Source organism: Limnochorda sp. L945t (assembly GCF_035593305.1).
GTDB lineage: Bacteria > Bacillota > Limnochordia > Limnochordales > Geochordaceae > Carboxydichorda > Carboxydichorda subterranea.
The window spans coordinates 3,022,907-3,038,103 of sequence record NZ_CP141615.1 but is presented as its reverse complement, the minus strand read 5'-3'; the positions used below and the strand labels follow the sequence as shown (position 1 = coordinate 3,038,103).

Genomic DNA, 15,197 nt, shown 5'->3' with positions numbered 1-15,197 from the left:
GCACCGGGGTTCGACAGGTGGTACTCGATCCCTTTACGGACACCATCCGCCCTGCCTGCGGCCTACTCCCGCAACCGCGGGTCGAGCACGTCACGCAAGCCGTCTCCCAACAGGTTGAGGGCCAGAATGGTGACGAAGATGGCGAGGCCGGGGTAGAGCATGAGCCACGGGGCGTCCCAGATCCGGTCCCGGGCATCCGCCAGCATGGAGCCCCAGCTCGGGGCAGGCGGCTGGACCCCCAACCCCAGGAAGCTGAGGGTCGCCTCGGCCAGGATGGTGCCGCCGAGCCCCAGGGTGGCGACGACGATGATGGGCCCGGCGCAGTTGGGCAGCACGTGGCGCAGCAAGATGTGGACGTCGGGAGCGCCTGCGGCCCGGGCTCCCTCCACGTAGAGCTGCTCCTTGATCGCCAGGGTCTCGCCGCGCACCAGGCGGCTGACGGTCGGCCAGCCGACCAGGGCGAGGGCCACGAGGACGTTGGTGACGCTGGGGCCGAGCACCGCCATGACGGCAATGGCGAAGAGCAGCCCCGGAAAGGCCTGCACGACGGTCGTCACTGCCGTCACCACGTCGTCGACCCATCGCCCGTAGTAGCCGGCCAGCAGCCCCAAGGCCGTCCCCAAGGCCACCGACACCGCCTGGACCGTGAGGCCGAGCGAGATGGACAGGCGCGCCCCGTACAGGATGCGGGTGAGCACATCCCGCCCCAGGAGATCCGTGCCCATCGGGTGGGCGCCGGACGGGGGCTCCAGAGAGTGCACCAGGTCGTTGCGGGTGGGGGAGTAAGGGGTCAGGACCGGCGCCAGTACGGCCATGCCGGCTACGGCCGCCAGCACGAGCGCGCCCAAGAGCGGCCCCGGCTGGCGCAGAACCCCTGTGAAGGCCGCAGAGGGCCGGTCAGGGCTGCCGGGAGCACGGGCGGCGGGCGAACGGACGCCCCGCCGCCTTGCCCCGCTACTCGTAGCGGACCCTGGGATCGATGAACGCATAGGTGACGTCCACGATCAGGTTGACCAGCGCGAAAAGGACCGCGATGAAGATCACCGCCCCCTGGACGACGGGCATGTCCCGTCTGCCGATCGCGTCGATGAGGAGCCTTCCCACGCCGGGCCAGTTGAAGATCGTCTCGGTCACCACCGCGCCCGAGAGCAACCCCCCGGCCTGGACTCCTACGATGGTCACGATGGGGATGAGGGCGTTGCGGAGCCCGTGGCGCACCAGCACCGCCCCCTCGGGCAACCCCTTGGCCCTGGCCGTGACCACGTACTCGCGGCGCAGCACCTCGAGCATGGCGGATCGGGCGATGCGGGCCACCACCGCCGCCACGGGCAGGCCCAGGGTAAGGGCCGGCAGCACCAGGTAGCGCAGCGCTCCGCCGCCGTACCCCGACGGCGGCAACCACCGGTGGGAGACCGCCAGCAGGTACATGAGCAGGAGCCCGAGCCAGAACACCGGCATGGAGACGCCGGCCATGGCCGCTACCATGCTCGCCGCGTCGACGGCCGAGCCCCTCCGGGTGGCCGCCACGATCCCGGCGGGCAGCCCCACGCCGACGGCGACCACCAGCGCCGCGAGCCCCAACCGCAACGTGGCCCCGAGCCGCTCCACCACCGCCTCGGTGACCCGCTGGCGGCTCACGAAGGATCGGCCCAGATCGCCCTGGATGGCGTTGGCCAGGAACCGCACATACTGCACGTACAGCGGCCGGTCGAGCCCCCACTGGCGGCGGATCGCCTCCGCCACCGCCGGATCGAGCCCGGCCGAACGTTCGTCGATGAGGGAGTAGAGCGGGTCGCCCGGTACGACGTTCATCAGGACGAAGACGACCAGCGTGATACCCAGGATCACGGGCACCAGGAGCAAGAGCCGCCGTGCGAGGTACCGGCCGAGCCCACCCATCGCCTGTCAGCACCCGGCACTACCGCCGGGGCTCCACCCATACCTTCGTGAGATCCTGGAAGTCGATGTCGGTCGGTACCGGCTGCAGCCCGTGCACCCACGGCTGATGGAGCACCACCGCCTTGTTGTAGTTGAGGAACAGCCACGGCGCCTCCCGGGTCACGATGCCCTCCACCTGGCGGGCGATGGCGATCCGCCGGGCCTCGTCGGTCACGCTCATGCCCTCGGCAAGCAGCCGGTCGACCTCCGGGTTGTCGTAGTACGTGACGTTGCCGGCCCGGCCGAAGTTGGCGGTATGCAAACGGGCGTACAAGAACGTGACGGGATCGAACTCCCCTCCCGTGGAGTAAAAGGCCGCCTGGAAGTCGCCCGAGCGCACCCGCTCGAAGAGGGTCGTGCTCTCCAGCCGCACGATCCGCACCCGCACCCCGGCGTCGGCCAGAAAGCCCGCCACGGCTTCGACCGTCCGGGCCCCGGCCGCCGTAGCCAGCACCTCGAGCTCGAACCCCTGGGGGAACCCCGCCTCCCGCAGCAGCTGCCGGGCCTTTTCGGGGTCGTAGGGGTAGGCCTCCAGGTTCGGATCGAAGGCGGAGCTCGACGACGGCAAGGGGCCGAGGGCCGGATACGCTTTGTTGCTGAGCACCTTCTCGACGACGGCCCGCTTGTCCACGGCGTAGTTGAGCGCCTGGCGCACCTTCACCTGGTCCAGGGGCGGCCGGCGCAGGTTGAAGAAGATGGCTCGCGTGAAGAGCTCCGGCACCTCCACGAGGTAGGGCTTCCAGGCGGGGTCGTTGGAATATCGGCGATACTGGGCCTCGCCGAGCGTCATGGCATCCAGGTTGCCGGCCTGGAACTCCGCGTCCCGGGTCGCCTCCTCCCGCATGATGCGGAAAACGACCCGGTCCACGTACGGCCGTCCCGCCCAGTAGTCGCGCACTGCCTCCAGCACGATCTCGTCATCCTTGCGCCAGCTCGCCAGCCGGAAGGGACCGCTGCCCACGGGGCGCTGGCCGAAGTCGAGCCCCAGGCGCTCCACCTCCTCCCGCGGCACCACGCCGGCGGCCGGAGCCGACAGGTCCATGAGCAACGTGGGTTTGGGTCTTTCCAGGCGGACGACCAGCGTATACGGATCCGGCGCCTGCACGCCCGCAATCTCGGGCGCCTTCCCCTCCTGGAACGCCTCCAGGCCCTCCACCCCTACGAGCAGATTGGCGCTGGGGGAGGCGTTTTTCGGGTCGCTCAGGCGCTCGAGGGAGTACTTGACGTCCCGGGCGGTGATCTCCCGACCGTTGTGAAACCGGGCGTTCTTGCGCAAGTGGAAGACGTACGTGAGCCCGCCGTCCCGGATCTCCCACCGTTCGGCCAGGGACGGCACGACCTTCTTTGCCACGGGGTCGACGGCCACGAGCCGGTCGAAGAGGTTCATGGTCACCATCATGGCCGCCACCTCGGGCTTGGCGATGGGGTCGAGGCTTCCCGGATCCCCGTAGTTGAGCGACTTGGTGAAGGTGCCGCCGTACCGGGGAGCCCCCGCTGCCGCTCCTGCCGCCCCTCGGAGCGTCCCGACGCCGCCCCAGGCACCCGCACAGACGACCGTCACGAGGAGCCCTGCGCGAACAAGAGCCGGTGAAAGCCTTCGCAAAGCGTCACGAAGCGTCATCGCTGCGGCCACCTCGCCCCCCTGGGTTGCTTGGCCGCAATCGTTCGGCGGCTAGCGCGGGGTTCCTCCCGAACTTTGCCGCCGCCGCTCGTGCTCTAGCCTCACCTGGTCCCGGAGCTCCGCATCGTGCATCCACTCCAGGGCGGTCAGGGCCATGGCCCTCGCGGCGTCCAGCATGCCCTGCTCCCCGGCCTCGGTCCCACAAGCTTCGGCAAACTCCCGGGTATGGGCCGGCACGCCGGGCGAAGCGACCGCGATCGTGGGGTGGATGGTGGGGATGGCGTGGCTGACGTTGCCCACGTCGGTGCTCCCGGCGCGCTCCCAGGGTGCCAGTTGCTGGACGGAGCGGCCCAGGGACTCCAGGTGGCGCCGGAAGACCTGGCTCAAGGCGTCATTTTGCCACAGCTCTTCGTAAAGAGGCTCGTAGTGACGTACCCTGACCGAGGCGCCGGTAGCGAGCGCAGCCCCCTCGGCCGCGGCCCGGATCCGGGGCACCACCACCTGCTCCAGGTAGGCAGCGTCCGCCGCCCGCACGCTGAGCCTGGCCCTCGCGTAGTCGGGCACGACGTTGGGTGCCTTGCCCCCGTCCAGGATGATGCCGGGCAGCCGGACGTCATCGCGCAGCTGGGAGCGCAGCGCCCAGATCGCCTGGAGGGCGAGGACCAGGGCCTGGAGCGCGTTGATCCCCTGGTCGGGGGCGGCCGCCGCGTGGCTGGCCTTGCCGAAGAACTCGAGCTCGACCGGGTGGGAGGCCAGGGACGAACCCCCTATGCTGTTGCGCCCGCCCGGGTGGACGCTCATGGCCACGTCCACTCCGGCGAACGCACCGGCCTCGAGCAGCGGGATCTTCCCTCCCGAGGTTTCCTCGGCAGGGCAGCCCATGACCACGACCGTCCCGGGGAGGGCCGGGCCCAGGTCTCGCAGCACGAGAGCTGCTCCCACACACGAGGCGGCGATGAGGTTGTGCCCGCAGGCGTGACCGAGCTCGGGCAGCGCATCGTATTCGGCGAGGAAGGCGACGGTGGGCCCTGCCCCTCCCCGGAAAGCGGCCCGGAAGGCGGTGGCCAGGCCGGCCACCCCCCGCTCCACGGTGAAACCCTCCCGCTCCAGGAGCTCCGTGAGGCGCGCAGCTGCCCGGTGCTCCTCGTTGCCGAGCTCGGGATGCTCGTGCAGCCACCGGCTGAGGGCCACCAGCGTGGCCGCGCGGCGGCCGACGGAGTCCAGCACGTCTTGCCGGTACCGGGGGCGTTCCAACGCAGCGTCCCGCCCTTCACGAGAAATTGCGGATGACGAGCTCGGCAATGGGGCCTCGCCTGTCGCCACGGCAGTTGATGGCGCGCCTTGCGTAGACCACCCGGATGTCATAACCGGCGTAGAGCCCCCGGATGAAGGGGGTGTCGGAATTGCTCAGCATCACGAGGCACCCTCGCCGGTCGAGCTGCCGGAAGACGTCCGCCAAGCGTCTTTGGTCCTCTTCGCCGAAACCGGCCCTCGTGTAACCGGTGAATCGGGCCGTCTCCGAGAGAGGGTGATAGGGCGGGTCCATGTAGACGAAGGTACCGGGCTCCGCGTAGTGGAGAGCGAGGCTGAAATCTCCGACAACGATCTCGGCACGGGCGATGGCCCTGCTCACCAGGCGCAGGTTGGGCTCGTCCACGATGTTGGCGTGCTTGTATCGACCGAACGGAACGTTGTGCCGTCCCTTGCCGTTGACACGCCAGAGCCCATTGTAGCCCGTTTTGTTGAGATACAGGAAACGGGACGCCCGCTCCACGGGCGTCAGCTGCCCGGGGTCCAGGGCACGGATGCGATAGTAATACTCCGCGGTGTTCTCGTGTCTGCGAAGGTCCACGAGCAGCGCTTCGAGGTGATCCCGGACGACCTGGTAGAAATTGATGAGTTCCTCGTTGTTGTCGATGAGCACCGCACGCCGGGGCAAGAGGTGGAACAACACCGCCCCGCCGCCCACGAAGGGTTCCACGTAAAGGCTCCAGTCAACCCTGGGGAACAACGGCTCGAACTGTTGAATCAGGCCGGCTTTGCCGCCCGCCCATTTCACCGGCGGCCTGGGTTTGACGACTTCGTCCGCGGTCTCAGGGTGAGCGCTGCTCGACCGGTCGAACAGTCTCGCCAAGAGCCTGCCTCCCTACGTCCGCTGCGCCATCCGGCTTCACCGGCCCCATTATACCTGGAGCGCATCGTTGTGCTCCCGGAGCGGGCAATGGTATGGTGGGGCCGGGCATACGGGCGGCATCGGGCCGGGAATGCGCCGGCCCGGTGTGACGGCAGCCCGGATGGGTGACTGCACAGGATGCTTCTCCATCGTCCTGGCCCGGGCCTCACCTGGCAGGGCGTGCCGGAGGACCTGAGGGCCATCGCCCGGCGCCTGACGAGCGCCGGATATCGGGTCTGGCTCGTGGGCGGGTCGCTGCGCGACCTGCTCCGGGGCGAGTCCCCCGTCGACTGGGACCTGGCCACGGAGGCCGTGCCCCAGGAGGTCCTGCGCCTGCTGCCCGGCTCCCGGCCCACCGGGGCACGGTTCGGCACCGTCACCGCCACGCAGGGTGCCGTCACCGCCGAGATTACCACGCTGCGAGGCGAGGGCCCGTACTCCGACTTCCGACACCCCGATGAGGTGACGTTGGCCGGATCCATCGAGGAAGACCTGGGCCGGCGCGACTTCACCATCAACGCCATGGCGCTCCCGTTCCCCGAAGACCCGGCGGTAAGCTCGCAGCTCATCGACCCCTTCGGCGGGCGGGCAGACCTCGCCGCCCGCGTGATCCGGGCGGTGGGGCACCCACCGGCCCGGTTCTACGAGGATCCCTTGAGGATGCTGCGGGCGCTGCGCCTGGCCGCCCAGCTCGCGTTCACCGTCGAGCCGGCCACTGCCCGGGCGATCCGCGCCGCGGCACCGCTCCTCGGCTACGTTCCCCGGGAACGGATCCGCCAGGAGCTGGAGCGCATCCTTCCCGGGCGGGCCCTGTACGGCATTTTGCGCCAGATGGACGCGCTCGGGCTGTTGTCGCAGGTTTTCCCTGCGGTGGCGGCCACGAAGGGGCAGGCCCAGGACTCCCGGTACCACGCCAGGGACGTATTCGACCACACGATGCTGGCCGTGCAGTGGAGCGGCGAGGTGGCGGGGCGGCTGGGGACGCCAGGGCAGCTGGCCGTGCTCTATCACGACGTGGGCAAGCCGGCCACGTTTTCCGAGGCGGGAGGCGTCATCCACTTCTTCGGGCACGAGCACCTCTCTGCACAGCTGGCCCGGCAGGACCTGCGCACGCTCACGTTCCCCACGAGCGTCGTCGACGAGGTGGCGTGGCTCGTCGCCCACCACATGCTCGACCCGCATATCGGCCCCAGGGGGCTGCGCCGCCTGCGGGCGAAGGCGGGCAGCCGGGAACGGTTCGTGAGGTTGATGCTGCTGCGGGCGTGCGACGTGCTGGCACACCGGGCCCCACCCGAGCCACCCATCCCCGAGGGCGCCGAGCGCATGCTCGCCGTCATCCCCGGGCTCCGGGAGGTGCTGGAGGAGCCCGAGGGACACTTCACCCTGGCCCTCGACGGCCACGCCATCATGCAGGCAGCCGGCATCGGGCCAGGGCCCGAAGTCGGCCGCCTCAAAGAGGCGCTCTTGGAGTGGGCCCTGGAGGACCCGGCGGGCCGCAACACGCCGGAGCAGCTCCGCAAGCGGCTCGAAGCGGTCATCAGGGAGCGAGGGAGCTCCCCTGGCAGGCCCGGCCGCCGGGTGCCTTAGCGGCTGTCGAGCGCCTCCCGTGGCCCGGAGGTAGCCCGGAGGAGGTCAGCGCGCCAGCGTCTCCTGCGTGATGAGCCGGCCCGGCAGCGTGTACACCTGCGGGGCCCACCTCTGGCCGTCGAAGTACGCCTGGACGAGCTCCACGGTCCTGCGGGCGATGGCGTCCCAGTCCTGGGCCACCGACGACTTGAACGGCCCGCCCTTCTTGATCTCGGCAACGGCGAAGTCCGTCCCGTCCACGCCCACGACGGCGACCTCACGCCGGCCCGCCGCGTTGAGCGCCTGCACGGCGCCGATGGCCGGCTCGTCCCACGCGGCCCAGACGCCGGCGATGGAGCCCGGCTGCGGATAGGCGGCGAGCAGATCCTGCATCACCTTGCGGGCGTTGTCCACCGGGCCGGGCACGTTGATGTGACGCTTGGCGACCACCTTGATGCCGGGATACCTGGCAAACTCCGCTTCCGCCGCACGGGCCCGGGCGTTGACTCCCGGGTGCGGATCGTGCGTGAACATCACCACGTTGCCCTTCTCGCCGATGCGCTGGATGAGGTCGCGGGCGCTCATCCGGCCCAGCGCGGCGTTGTCCGAGGTGACGTTGGCCAGCACCCCCGGGCCCAGCCCGGCATCGATGCCGAAGACGGGAATGCCTGCGGCCTGTGCCTCCTTGAGGCCCTTGCTCATCTGCGCAGGGTCGCCCATGCCGAGCACGATGGCGTCCACCTTGAGCGCCACGGCGTTCTCGATGGCGCCGACGAGCCGGTTGAAGTCGCCGGCCGTGTCCGTGGTGGACACCTTCCAGCCCTTCTCCGCCGCGTAGCGCTCGAAGAGGCGGATGACGTCCCGCGTGGTGGCGTTGGCCATGTATGGCGTCACCACGGCGATCTGCCGGGTAGGGGACGCCGCCGCGGCCGTGGCCGGGCCGATGCCGGGCCCGAGGCTACCTGCGATGCCGCCCCAGACGTCCGGCTGCGGGCCCAACGCCGCCGCTGCCACGGCGACGGCCACCGTGAGAAGGGCCAGACTCCGCCGATGCACTCCAGCAACCTTCATTGCATGGACCCCCTCTTCGTTTCGAGATAAGGATTGACCTCACGGAACCGCCGGTACGAGCTCTCATACTCCGGCGTATCGGCACCCGGCTCGAACACCTTGTCCACGGGGAAAAATCCCGGCGCCGGGCGATAGGAGTTGAACCACCCCAGGGCGATGCCTCCCAGGATGGCGCCGCCCCGCGCTCCCACGTCCTCGGCCCGCGCCAGGCGGTGCACGGGCCGTCCCATGACGCCGGCAACGATGCTGCACCACACCTCTGAGCGCGCGCCCCCTCCCGCCACCAGCAACGGCTCGGCACTCCGCGCAGGCTCCCCCATGGCCTCTGCGATGGTGCGAAACGCGAACGCCACGCCCTCCATGACCGCCCGCACCAGGTGGGCGCGCTCCGTGGCCGGGTGGATGCCCACGAACGACGCTCGCGCCCCGGCGTTGCGGAAAGGGGAGCGTTCGCCCGCCGGATAGGGAAGGTAGAGGACGCCGCCGCTTCCCGGCGGGGCGGATCCGGCGAGCTCGGAGAGTTCGTCGTAAGAGGGCCCTCCCAGGGCCCGGCGGATCCACTCCAGATTGCCCGCCGCCGTCAGCATGGGCCCGATGAGCAGGGTCCTGCCGCGCTCCGGGTGGGCCAGCGTGAAGACCCCCGTATCCGGGTCGGCCCGCTTGCCGCCGGTGGTCCGGGCAAGCCATCCGCTGGTCCCGAGGTACAGGAAACTCGGGCCCGGGTCTCCCGCCCCGGCGCCCAGGGCCGTCGTGGCCGCGTCGCCGGCGCCGTGCACGACCGGGGTCCCAGCCGGTAAACCCAGGTGGCGGCCCGCTTCCCTGGACAGGGCCCCCACCACCGCGCTGGGTGGCACCAGCCTGGGAAGGAAGTCGCCCCGGAGGCCGACCGCCTCGAGCAGGTCGAGGGCCCATCGCCGGGTCGCCAGGTCGAGAAGGCCGGTCGTGGACGCCGTGGTGGGGTCGGTCACGACCGCCCCGCACGCCCGCCACGTGACGTAGTCGTGCGCGCCGAGGAAGATCGCCCGGGCCCGGCGGTACATCTCCGGCTCGTGGTGCTGCAGCCACAGAAGCTTGGCCGGGAGGCTCGAGGCGTCCTGAAGGTTGCCGGTCAACTGGTGCCAGCGGCGCGCGCCGACCACTGCGCGTATACGCTCCGCTTCCTGAGTCGCTCTCACGTCGGCGTACAGGATGGCGGGCCGCAGCACGCCCCATCTCTCCTGCGTCCCCGGGCCATCATCCGGCGCCTCGCGGCTCCCGCCCACCCTCTCGCCTTCCCCGGCAGGGACGCCGACCGCGATGAGGTCCTGCATCTGGCCGCCCAGCACCAGCGCCTCGACACGGAAGCGTTGCGGCGCGCAGGCTCGCAGCGCCTCGCCCGTCGCCGCCCACCATTGCTCGGGGTCCTGTTCCACTCGCCCGCCCGGGCCGGTGATGGTCGGATAGGCACGGCTTGCCGCCGATGCCGCCACGGCACCGTCCCGGCGCATCAGCGCCACCTTGGTGGCCGTGGTGCCCACGTCGACGCAGGCGACCACCTCCTCTCCTGTCACGCAGGCGCTCCTCCTTTCGCCTATGGCCTCAGCGGCCGGTGGCGGCTTCGGCGAGCCGGCGCACCGCCCGGCGAAGCGCTTCGGTGCTCGACGCGGCGGCCTCGACCAGGGCCGTGCCGACGATGACCCCGTCCACCGGCAACTCGGCCACCGCCCGGACGTCCCCGGGCCCCCGGATCCCGAAGCCCACGGCCAGCGGGATGGGGCGGCCGGCCCGGGCCGCATCCACGCGCCGCACGAGCATGCCCGCCTCGCCGGGGTCGATGGGTGTGCCCGTACGCCGTGCGCCGCTTTGCACGTAGACGAACCCGCCGCAAGCGGCCACCCTGCGCTGCAGCGCCTCTTCGGGTAAGTCCGCCGAAGCGAAGGCCACCGCTGCGACGCCTGCCCCGGCGGCCGCCTTCGCCAGGGCTTCGAACTCGCGTTCATCCAGGTCCGGCAGCAACACCCCGTCGATGCCGCGCTCCGCCAGGGCCTGCACGAGTGCGCTCGCCGGCTCCGGCAGTTGCTTGCCGTAGCCCATGGCCACCACGGGGATGCCCGCCGCCCGTCGTACCCGGCAGGCGAGCGCCAGGGCTTCCGGCAAGGTCACGCCGGCGGCCCGCTGCCGGGAAAGCGCGGCCTGGATGACCGGGCCGTCGAGATACGGATCGGCGACCGGCAGGCCGAGCTCCAGCACGTCGAGCCCTGCCCCCGCCGCCGCCCGGACGACGTCCACGAAGGTGTCTCCGTCGGGAAACCCGGCCGGCAGGTACCCGATGAGCGCCCGCCGCCCTGCGCGCCGCGCCGAGGCAAAGGCCTCCGAAAGAGACGTGCCCGCCCGCGGGGTGATCACGAGCGGCGCCCGCCCGTTCCGGCCAGCCGGGAGACGAGCACGGCCGCTACGATGATGAGGCCGGTGAGCACGTCCTGGATGTAGGTGTTGACCTGGAGAATGTTGAGGCCGTTGCTGAGCACGCCCAGGATCAACACGCCGACCAGAGAGCCGGGCACGTTGGGCTGGCCGTCCTTGAACATGGTCATCCCCAGGAACACGGCCGCGATGGAGGTGAGCATGAACGGCTCTCCGGCCAGGGGATGAGCGGAGGCGAGCCGGCTCGTCAGCACCACCCCGGCCACGGCCGCCCCGATCCCGGACAGCACGAAAGCCCCGAAGCGGAGACGCTGTACGTTGACCCCCGAGAGATACGCCGCCTCGGGGTTCCCTCCGACGGCGTACCATCGCCGGCCGGTGGTGGTCTGGGCCAGCACCACCCACACGGCCGCCATGGCCAGGGCCATCACGATCACGGGCGCGGGGACGGGCCCCACGGTGCCCTGGCCGAGCCCGAGGAAGGCGTCCGGCAAGCCGAAGATGGTGGAGCCGTCCGTGTACCACAGCGCCAGCCCCCGGAAGGCGGTCATCGTGGCCAGGGTCGTCACGAACGCCGAAAGCCCGAGGTAGGCCACCAGCAGTCCGTTGAGCGCTCCGGCCGCGGCTCCGAGCAGGAATCCGGCCGCGACCGCCGGCAGCACCCCGACCCCGCGCACGAGCAGCGAGGCGGTCGTCACCCCCGCCAGGCTCGCGAGCGACCCAACGGAGAGGTCGAAGTCGCCCGCCACCATGACGATGGTCATCGTCGCGGTGATGACGGCCAGGATGGCCACTTGCTCCAGAATATTGCGCAAGTTGGTCGGGCTGAGGAAAGCGTCCGGGCGCAGCGCTGAAAAGAGCGCCAGGATCAACAGGAACCCGAGGAAGGTCCCATAGCTCGCCGGGCGGAGCCGCCAGCGGTACCGCAAAGACGTCCCGGCGGGGGCCTCGGAAACGCTCGTCATGCGGTTTGCCTCCCGACCATGTGGATGGATAGCGCCTGCTCCGTGGCCGTCGCTCCGTCCAGCGTGGTCACGAGCCGGCCGTCTTGGAGCACCAGGATCCGGTCGGACATCTCCAGCACCTCCGCGAGCTCCGAAGAGACCATCAGCACGGCGGTGCCATGAGACTTGAGCTCCCGCACCAGCCGGTAGATCTCCCACCGGGTGGCCACGTCGACCCCCCGGGTTGGCTCGTCGAGCAGCAACAGGCGTGGCGGCCGCAGCAAGAAGCGGGCGAAGACGGCCTTCTGCTGGTTACCGCCGGATAGCTGCCAGATGGGCTGCCCCGGATCCCGCACCCGAATCTGCAGGCGGCTCACCATGGCCGCGGCGGCCTGGCGCTCCCGGCCAAGGCGCAGCCACCATCCGCCGGCTGCAAACTCCCCGAGGTGGGCCAGGGTGATGTTGTCCCGAACGGACGCTTTGGCGATGAGCGCGTGGGCTCGCCGCTCCTCGGGGACCCGGGCGATGCCGATCCTCAACGCCTGTGCCGGCGACCGAAGCGTGACGACCCGGCCTTCCAACCGGATCTCCCCCGCAGCCGGGCGCTCGGCGCCGCCCAACAGCCGCAGCAGCTCCGAGCGGCCTGAGCCCATCAGACCGGCCACCCCGACCACCTCACCCCGATACACCGAGAACGAGACGTCCCGAACCCGCCGCCCGCTCAGGTGACGCACCTCGAGCAGAGGCCGAGCCGTGGCCTCCGAGGGCGTCTTCGCTCCGGCCGCCGTTTGGGCGACAACGGCTGAGGCCGCGGCCCCGTCGACCCGGCGGCCCGTCATCAGGCGGACGGTCGCCGCGGCGTCCAGATCCGGGGCCGGGCGGCTCGCCACCACCCGTCCGTCGCGCAGGATGGTGACCTGGTCGCACAACTCGAGCACCTCACCCAGCCGGTGCGACACGTAGAGGATCCCCCTCCCTTCCTCCCGCAAGGCGCGGATCACGTCAAAGAGGTGCCGCACCTCTTCGGGAGCCAGCGAGGCGGTGGGCTCGTCCAGGATGAGGACGCGCGCATCCGCCAACAACGCCCGGGCGATGGCGACGAGCGTCTGGAGGGCCGGGGAGAGGCGGCCCACCGGCACGTCCACAGGGATGTCCGGGTGCAGGCGATGCAGGGTGGTGCGAGCAGTCTCGCGCAGCCGGCCCCAGTCGACCAACGGAGAGAGGCCACGGCGCGGGTACGGCCTTCCCAGAAACAGGTTTTCAGCGGCGTCCAGGGTCCGGACCACGCTGAGCTCCTGATGGACCACCGCGATGCCGTCCGCCAGCGCTTCGGCGGGAGATCGATAACGCACGGGCCGGCCATGCACCTCGATGCTGCCCTCGTCCGGCTGCATGACTCCCGTCAGGACCCGGATGAGGGTCGACTTGCCGGCTCCGTTTTGCCCCACGAGGCCGTGCACCTCGCCAGGGCGAAGGGTGAGGTTGACCCCGTCCAGTGCCCGCAGGGACGGGAACTGTTTGACCAGGCCTCTGGCCACCAGGAGTGGGTTCATCGTGGGCCCTCGCCTCCCGTGGGCTGTGCCGTCATGGCGCATACGGCCGGGGCCTTCCCGGTACCGGGGGGTAGGATGTGATACGAAGTGCTGGCGTGGATGCCCTCTTGGGCTATGCGCAGCTCCACCCGGTCCCCGCGCAGGACGGCCTCGTCGTAAAGAAACGGTCTGCCGTCCCCGTCGAAGCTGACCCGGACGGAGTGAAAGGCCGGGGTCGCGAGGGGCGCCTGCAACATGGCCGCCTCCTCGTGGCCCAGGGTGCACGGCCTCAGCATCTCGACGGAACGCACGGCCACGATCCCGGCGTGGTCCCTCAGGAACGCGTAGAGCGGGACCGCGGCGTCGTAACGAGCCATCAGAGCCTCCAGCGACCCCGGCAGAAACGAGCGCTGGTAAACGATCGGCACGCCGGCCACCCGGCGGACGCGGCCGAGCGCCACCACCCGGCCCCGGTCGAGCGGCAGCCTGAGCGCATCCGCCACCGCGGGGGAGGCCGCTTCCACCGCTCGGGACACGATGACGGTCTCTACGTCGATACCGCGTTGCGCCATCACTTCCGCGAAGCTGGCCAGGTAGATGGGGTCCTGCATGCTCCCCAGGTCGGCGACGAAGGTGCCCCGGCCGTGACGGGCCTCCACCAGCCCCTCGTCGCGCAACAGCGCCAGCGCCTGCCGGATCGTCATCAGCGTGGTGCCGAACTGGCGGGCCAGCTGGCGCTGGTTGGGTAGGCGCGAGCGCGGCGGGTACTCCCCGTCCAGGAGGCGCTGGCGCAGGGTGCGGGCAACGGATTGGTACCGAGCGGGAACCGCCGTGCGTCGCATGGTGTTCTAGAACTCTTCTTCGCCGCGCGACCGCTGTTTCCTTCCGCGGCCTCCGGGCGCCCGGGAGGGCGCCGCAGAACCTACACGGCCGAGCCGCATCGGAACCGAGCCATCATGAGCCTCGAGGGGGCCCCGACGACCACCCAGGTAGGGAACCGGGCGGCGTCCGCGACGATGCTCCGCCCAACCCGAGCGTGGTTCCCCACCACCGCTACAGATCGGACGGGAGCAGGTCGATCCACTGGGTCGGGGGGTAGGGGGATGGACGCGGCCACACCGCTCGGTATGGCGCTCGCGCTGGTAGCTCTCGTGGTCTCCATTTTCATGGAAGGCGGCAGCCTCGCCCAGCTCTGGAACCCCTCGGCGCTCATCCTCGTCCTCGGCGGCACCGTGGGCTTCACCCTCACGACGTTTCGTACCAAAGACTTCTCCATGCTGCCCAAGGCCGTGGCAAGGGCGTTTTCCGCCGCACGGGAAGACCGCGCGGCCATCGCCGAGGAGATCGTGGGAATCGCCGACACCGCGCGTAAGCAGGGCCTTCTGGAGCTGCAAAACCGGCTGGCCCAGTTCGGCGACCCCCTGCTGCGCCGGGGGCTCAGCCTCGTCATCGACGGGATGGATCCACAGGCGGTGCGGGAAGTGCTCGACCAGGAGGTCGCGATCCAGCGCCGCCGGCTGGAGTCCATGGCCGCCGTCCTGGAGCAAGCCGGAGGATATGCCCCCACGGTGGGCATTATCGGGACGGTCATGGGTCTCGTCCACGTGTTGAGCAACCTGGGCGACACGGAGCGGCTCGGGCCGGCGATCGCGGCCGCCTTCATGGCCACCTTCTACGGCATCTTCACGGCCAACTTCTTCTGGCTGCCCCTGGGTACCAAACTCCGGGGCCAGGCGGAACGCTTCGAAGAACATGCCCGGATGATCATCCTCGGCGTCACCGCCATCCACACCGGGGATACACCGAGCAGGCTGCGTGAAAAGCTGGAGACTTACCTTCGGGACGAATCGGGCCGGGCGCAACGGAGCACGTGGGCTCCCGCTCCTGCTGCACCAGGCGAGATGGATATGGCCACCGACCACCCGCAGCGTGACTGACGGGACGCAGCG

At 70.5% G+C, this 15,197-nt stretch carries 13 protein-coding genes; 2 read left to right on the top strand and 11 right to left on the bottom strand.

Annotation, left to right across the window (positions count from 1 at the left end):
- Positions 1–62: 62 nt before the first annotated feature.
- The 5 genes from U7230_RS14080 to U7230_RS14060 form a co-directional block, all read right to left on the bottom strand.
- Complete coding sequence (locus U7230_RS14080) at positions 63–869, bottom strand: ABC transporter permease (RefSeq protein WP_404980691.1); 807 nt, start codon at positions 867–869, stop codon at positions 63–65.
- An 85-nt stretch (positions 870–954) separates the two neighbouring features.
- The gene (locus U7230_RS14075) at positions 955–1,899 is read right to left on the bottom strand and encodes an ABC transporter permease (RefSeq protein WP_324716463.1); all 945 of its coding nucleotides are present in this window, start codon (positions 1,897–1,899) and stop codon (positions 955–957) included.
- 19 nt (positions 1,900–1,918) lie between these two features.
- Positions 1,919–3,559 (bottom strand): ABC transporter substrate-binding protein, encoded by a 1,641-nt coding sequence (locus U7230_RS14070; RefSeq protein WP_324716462.1) that lies wholly within the window; start codon positions 3,557–3,559, stop codon positions 1,919–1,921.
- A gap of 51 nt (positions 3,560–3,610) precedes the next feature.
- Positions 3,611–4,813 (bottom strand): M20 family metallopeptidase, encoded by a 1,203-nt coding sequence (locus U7230_RS14065; RefSeq protein ID WP_324716461.1) that lies wholly within the window; start codon positions 4,811–4,813, stop codon positions 3,611–3,613.
- Between the two features lie 16 nt (positions 4,814–4,829).
- Complete coding sequence (locus tag U7230_RS14060) at positions 4,830–5,684, bottom strand: DNA adenine methylase (protein ID WP_404980690.1); 855 nt, start codon at positions 5,682–5,684, stop codon at positions 4,830–4,832.
- A 186-nt stretch (positions 5,685–5,870) separates the two neighbouring features.
- On the opposite strand from U7230_RS14060, the gene U7230_RS14055 reads away from it, so the two are divergent.
- Positions 5,871–7,319 (top strand): CCA tRNA nucleotidyltransferase, encoded by a 1,449-nt coding sequence (locus tag U7230_RS14055; protein WP_324716459.1) that lies wholly within the window; start codon positions 5,871–5,873, stop codon positions 7,317–7,319.
- A 45-nt stretch (positions 7,320–7,364) separates the two neighbouring features.
- On the opposite strand, the gene U7230_RS14050 is transcribed toward U7230_RS14055, so the two are convergent.
- From U7230_RS14050 to U7230_RS14025, 6 genes are read right to left on the bottom strand one after another with little or no spacing between them, the layout of a single operon-like run.
- Complete coding sequence (locus tag U7230_RS14050; protein WP_324716458.1) at positions 7,365–8,354, bottom strand: substrate-binding domain-containing protein; 990 nt, start codon at positions 8,352–8,354, stop codon at positions 7,365–7,367.
- Between the two features lie 11 nt (positions 8,355–8,365).
- A complete protein-coding gene (locus tag U7230_RS14045) occupies positions 8,366–9,919 on the bottom strand; it encodes a xylulokinase (protein ID WP_324716457.1) in 1,554 nt (517 codons plus the stop codon).
- A gap of 28 nt (positions 9,920–9,947) precedes the next feature.
- A complete protein-coding gene (gene trpA / locus U7230_RS14040) occupies positions 9,948–10,754 on the bottom strand; it encodes a tryptophan synthase subunit alpha (RefSeq protein ID WP_324716456.1) in 807 nt (268 codons plus the stop codon).
- The gene (locus U7230_RS14035; protein ID WP_324716455.1) at positions 10,751–11,737 is read right to left on the bottom strand and encodes an ABC transporter permease; all 987 of its coding nucleotides are present in this window, start codon (positions 11,735–11,737) and stop codon (positions 10,751–10,753) included. Before U7230_RS14035 ends, trpA begins: the two co-directional genes overlap by 4 nt.
- Positions 11,734–13,269, bottom strand: coding sequence for a sugar ABC transporter ATP-binding protein (locus tag U7230_RS14030; protein WP_324716454.1), 1,536 nt, complete (start codon positions 13,267–13,269; stop codon positions 11,734–11,736). Before U7230_RS14030 ends, U7230_RS14035 begins: the two co-directional genes overlap by 4 nt.
- Positions 13,266–14,090 carry a GntR family transcriptional regulator gene (locus tag U7230_RS14025; protein WP_324716453.1) on the bottom strand — a complete coding sequence of 275 codons (825 nt, stop codon included), beginning with the start codon at positions 14,088–14,090 and terminating at the stop codon, positions 13,266–13,268. Before U7230_RS14025 ends, U7230_RS14030 begins: the two co-directional genes overlap by 4 nt.
- Before the next feature lie 261 nt (positions 14,091–14,351).
- Between U7230_RS14025 and U7230_RS14020 the strand changes: the two genes are divergently transcribed.
- A complete protein-coding gene (locus tag U7230_RS14020) occupies positions 14,352–15,185 on the top strand; it encodes a motility protein A (protein ID WP_324716452.1) in 834 nt (277 codons plus the stop codon).
- Positions 15,186–15,197: the final 12 nt, after the last annotated feature.

Excerpts from the sequence above, each read along its gene's own strand:
- U7230_RS14055 (WP_324716459.1), top strand. The coding sequence starts at position 5,871 with ATGCTTCTCCATCGTCCTGGCCCGGGCCTCACCTGGCAGGGCGTGCCG.
- U7230_RS14070 (WP_324716462.1), bottom strand. The coding sequence starts at position 3,559 with ATGACGCTTCGTGACGCTTTGCGAAGGCTTTCACCGGCTCTTGTTCGC.
- U7230_RS14020 (WP_324716452.1), top strand. The coding sequence starts at position 14,352 with ATGGACGCGGCCACACCGCTCGGTATGGCGCTCGCGCTGGTAGCTCTC.
- U7230_RS14075 (WP_324716463.1), bottom strand. The coding sequence starts at position 1,899 with ATGGGTGGGCTCGGCCGGTACCTCGCACGGCGGCTCTTGCTCCTGGTG.
- U7230_RS14035 (WP_324716455.1), bottom strand. The coding sequence starts at position 11,737 with ATGACGAGCGTTTCCGAGGCCCCCGCCGGGACGTCTTTGCGGTACCGC.
- U7230_RS14025 (WP_324716453.1), bottom strand. The coding sequence starts at position 14,090 with ATGCGACGCACGGCGGTTCCCGCTCGGTACCAATCCGTTGCCCGCACC.
- U7230_RS14030 (WP_324716454.1), bottom strand. The coding sequence starts at position 13,269 with ATGAACCCACTCCTGGTGGCCAGAGGCCTGGTCAAACAGTTCCCGTCC.